Below are 3,422 nucleotides of genomic sequence, written 5' to 3'. Positions count from 1 at the left end.
CGAAGGCGACGGCCGACTTGATGGTGCCCTGGAACGCCGGACCGGCCTCGGTGACGCCGAGGTGCAGGGGGTAGTCGCAGACCGCGGCGAGCTGCTCGTAGGCGGCGACCATGATCACGGGATCGTTGTGCTTGACGCTGATCTTGATGTCACCGAAGCCGTGCTCCTCGAACAGCGAGGCCTCCCACAACGCGGACTCGACGAGGGCCTCGGGTGTGGCCTTGCCGTACTTCTGCATCATGCGCGCGTCGAGCGATCCCGCGTTGACGCCGATGCGGATCGGGATGCCCGCAGCGCCGGCCGCCTTCGCAACCTCTTTGACGCGACCGTCGAACTCCTTGATGTTGCCTGGGTTGACGCGCACGGCCGCACAGCCGGCGTCGATGGCGGCGAAGATGTACTTGGGCTGAAAGTGAATGTCGGCAATGACCGGGATCTGGCTCTTCTTGGCGATCACGGACAGCGCATCGGCGTCCTCCTGGCGGGGGCAGGCCACCCGGACAATGTCGCAGCCGGATGCGGTCAGCTCGGCGATCTGCTGCAGCGTCGCGTTGATGTCGTGTGTCTTGGTCGTGCACATCGACTGCACGGCGATCGGATAGTCACTCCCTACGCCGACGTCGCGCACCATCAGCTGGCGCGTCTTGCGGCGCTTGGCCAGCGTCGGCGGGGGTGGAGCCGGCAATCCCAAACCGACGGTCATCGTGACTTCTTTCCTTGATCTGTTTTGAAGGCCTACTGGAACAGCCTGATCGGATTGACCAGGTCAGCGGTGACGGTCAACAGCATGTAGCCGCCCACCACGACGAGCACGACGTAGGTGGCGGGCATCAGCTTCAGGTAGTTCACGGGCGCCCCGGCGACCTTGCCGCGCGCCGAGCGAATCATATTGCGGATCTTCTCGTACACCGCAATCGCGATGTGGCCACCGTCGAAGGGCAGCAGCGGCACGAGGTTCACCGCGCCCAGAACGAAGTTCAGCTGAGCGAGGAAGAACCAGAACGCCACCCACAGCCCGGCGTCGACGGTGTCGCCGCCGATGATGCTGGCGCCGACGACGCTTATCGGCGTGTTGGGGTCACGTTCGCCCCCACCGATGGAGTGCCACAGCGCGCCGACCTTGGTCGGAATCTTCGCCAGTGACTTGCCCAGCTCGACCATGAGGTCACCGGTGAAGGCGACCGTTGCCGGCGCAGCGGACAGCGGGTTGTACTGGGTGGGCCCGAACTGAGCGGCGGCGATGCCGACGGCGCCTACATCGGTGGGGGTCCCGTTGCCCTCCTTGGTCCACCGCTGGGTCTTGGTGACGTCGACGGTGGTGGTGAACTCCCTGGCCTGGCCGTTCTCGGTGCGCTGCACGACGAAGGGGGTAGGCGCGTCGAGCTTGCGGACCGCGGCGACCATCTCCTCGAAGGTGGAGATGTCGGTGCCGCCGACCTTCACGACGGTGTCACCCGGCTTGATGCCCGCGAGCGCGGCTGGCCCTGGACCATTGCAGTCCCCCAGCTTTCCCTTGGTGACTTCTGGTGACACACAAGCTGTTTCGCCAACGATGGCGGTGGTCGGCGGATGCAGGTTGGGCAGACCCCATACGACCGCGATGCCGTAGAGCAGGACCAGACCGATCACGAAGTTGGTGCCGGGGCCCGCGAAGAGCACCGCAACGCGCTTCCATACCTTCTGTCGGTACATCGCGTACTGGCGATCCTCGGGTGCGAGTTCCTCGACCGAGGTCATGCCCGCGATGTCGCAGAAGCCGCCGAGCGGAACGGCCTTCAGGCCGTATTCGGTGTAGCCGAGCCGGTTCGGACGCATCGTGGACCACAGCGTGGGTCCGAACCCGACGAAGTAACGGCGCACCTTCATTCCGGTGGCGCGCGCCACCCACATGTGCCCGCATTCGTGCAGCGCCACCGAGACGAGAATCGCAAGCGCGAACAGCACAATGCCCAGTACGAACATCATCTGATTGGTACAACCTCCTGTGCTGCCCTCTTCACGGCGATTCCGGCCCTGGCCCTCGCCCAGTCCTGCGCGTCGAGTACGTCATCCACGGTAGCCGGTTCTTCCGACCACTGGTCGGCAGCGCGCAGCACCTCGGCGACGATTCGCACGATCGCGGGGAAACGGATCCGCCCGTCGAGGAACGCCTCGGCCGCCTCTTCATTGGCGGCGTTGTACACCGCGGTCAGGCAGCCGCCGCGGCTTCCCGCGTGTCGAGCCAGCGCGACGGCAGGGAAGACGTCGTCGTCCAAGGGTTCGAATTCCCAGGTGGAGGCCTTCGTGAAGTCGCACGCCGACGCCGCTCCTGGCACGCGCGCCGGCCACCCGAGAGCCAACGCGATGGGCAGTTTCATGTCGGGTGGACTGGCCTGGGCGATCGTGGACCCGTCGACGAAGGTCACCATCGAGTGCACGACCGACTGCGGGTGCACCACGACGTCGATCCGCTCGTACGGAATGCCGAACAGGAGATGTGTCTCGATCAGCTCGAGCCCCTTGTTGACCAGCGAGGCCGAATTCAGTGTGTTCATGGGGCCCATCGACCACGTGGGGTGGGCGCCTGCCTGGGCGGGGGTGACGTCCTCGAGGTCGGCGGCCGCCCACCCGCGGAACGGGCCACCCGACGCGGTCAGCACCAACTTCGCGACCTCGTCGGCGCCCCCGGCGCGCAGGCATTGGGCCAAGGCGGAGTGCTCGGAGTCCACCGGCACGATCTGACCCGGCTGGGCCGCCTTCAGCACCAGCGGACCACCCGCGATCAACGATTCCTTGTTCGCCAGGGCAAGTCGGGCGCCGGAGTCCAGCGCGGCGAGGGTCGGATGCAGCCCCAGCGCCCCGACGAGGGCGTTGAGCACGACGTCCGCCTCTGTGTTCTCCACCAGGCGCGTGGCGGCGTCGGGTCCGGTGTAGGTGACGCCGCCGATCCGTTCGGCGGCGTCCCTCGAGGCGACGGCCACGTTGGTGACGCCGGTCTGCGCACGTTGACGGGCCAGCAGGTCGGGGTTCCCCCCACCGGCGGCCAGACCGACGACCTCGAACCTCTCCGGGTTTGCAGCGATGACCTCGAGCGCCTGGGTGCCGATGGAGCCGGTACTGCCCAGCACCACCACGCGCAGACGATCAGTACTTCCCGGGTCGCTCCGCTCCTGCCCTCCGCCGATACTTCCCGGGTCGCTCCGCTCCTGCCCTCCGGAAGATGTCACCAAACCATTGTGCCCGTGCATCAGGCGACAACCCAGACACAGCACATTCCCACAGAATCGTGACGTGAATGTGACGACCCGCGACGCGCCCCATCCGTGATCCCAGTCGGCCCGAATGCCCGGTGAGGACGGCGGAACGCGTCGTTCCAGACACATTGGAGTGATCACGTCATGAACTCAGCTCACCGCAGGGCATTTGCGGCCGCAGGCCTGACC

3 protein-coding genes are annotated in these 3,422 nt (G+C 66.5%); all 3 read right to left on the bottom strand.

What is annotated here, in order from left to right; all coding sequences use genetic code 11:
• Positions 1-703 (bottom strand): flavodoxin-dependent (E)-4-hydroxy-3-methylbut-2-enyl-diphosphate synthase (locus QOI01_RS16975; protein ID WP_526382898.1); only part of this gene is annotated, 703 nt, incomplete at its 3' end.
• Positions 704-735: 32 nt separating this feature from the next.
• Positions 736-1,965: a M50 family metallopeptidase gene (locus QOI01_RS16970; protein WP_526382896.1), complete on the bottom strand. Its 1,230-nt coding sequence runs from the start codon at positions 1,963-1,965 to the stop codon at positions 736-738.
• Positions 1,962-3,164, bottom strand: coding sequence for a 1-deoxy-D-xylulose-5-phosphate reductoisomerase (gene dxr, locus QOI01_RS16965; RefSeq protein WP_526382900.1), 1,203 nt, complete (start codon positions 3,162-3,164; stop codon positions 1,962-1,964). The genes QOI01_RS16970 and dxr overlap by 4 nt, the downstream gene beginning before the upstream one ends.
• Between the last annotated feature and the right edge of the window lie 258 nt (positions 3,165-3,422).

Source organism: Mycobacterium sp., from assembly GCF_032162605.1.
In the GTDB taxonomy this organism is placed as follows: Bacteria; Actinomycetota; Actinomycetes; order Mycobacteriales; family Mycobacteriaceae; genus Mycobacterium.
Note: the sequence above shows the minus strand (reverse complement) of the source record. Positions and strands in the feature narration are given on the sequence as shown.

Coding starts and splice junctions, on each gene's coding strand:
- QOI01_RS16970 (WP_526382896.1), bottom strand. CDS start 1,965: ATGATGTTCGTACTGGGCATTGTGCTGTTCGCGCTTGCGATTCTCGTC.